The organism is Desulfobulbus alkaliphilus, from assembly GCF_016918545.1.
Classification (GTDB): domain Bacteria; phylum Desulfobacterota; class Desulfobulbia; order Desulfobulbales; family Desulfobulbaceae; genus Desulfobulbus; species Desulfobulbus alkaliphilus.
Map to the genome: position 1 here is coordinate 1 of NZ_JAFFQC010000215.1, position 455 is coordinate 455.

Below are 455 nucleotides of genomic sequence, written 5' to 3' on the forward strand. Positions count from 1 at the left end.
CACCTGGAGATCATTCAGGAGCGTCTGAGCCGCGAGTTCAACCTCGACCTGATCGCCACGGCGCCGTCCGTCGTCTACAAGATCGGCCTGCGCGACGGCTCCGAAATGGACCTGCACAACCCGGCCGACTTGCCCGACGTGATGCAGATCGAGACGATCGCCGAGCCTTGGATCAAGGCCACCATCCTGACCCCGGACGAATACCTGGGCGGCGTCATCAAGCTGTGCCAGGACCGTCGCGGCCAGCAGATCGAACTGTCCTACGTCGGCAACCGCGCCATGGTGGTCTATGAGTTGCCGCTGAACGAGGTGGTGTTCGACTTCTACGACCGGCTGAAGTCGATCTCGAAGGGTTACGCCTCGTTCGACTACGAGATCACCGAATACAAGGTCGGCGACCTGGTGAAGATGTCCATCCTGGTCAACGCCGAGCCGGTCGACGCCCTGTCCATGCT

The 455-nt window shown here is 61.5% G+C and carries 1 pseudogene; it reads left to right on the top strand.

Annotation, left to right across the window (positions count from 1 at the left end):
- Positions 1–455 (top strand): annotated as a pseudogene (locus tag JWG43_RS20815) (elongation factor 4); the annotation flags it as partial.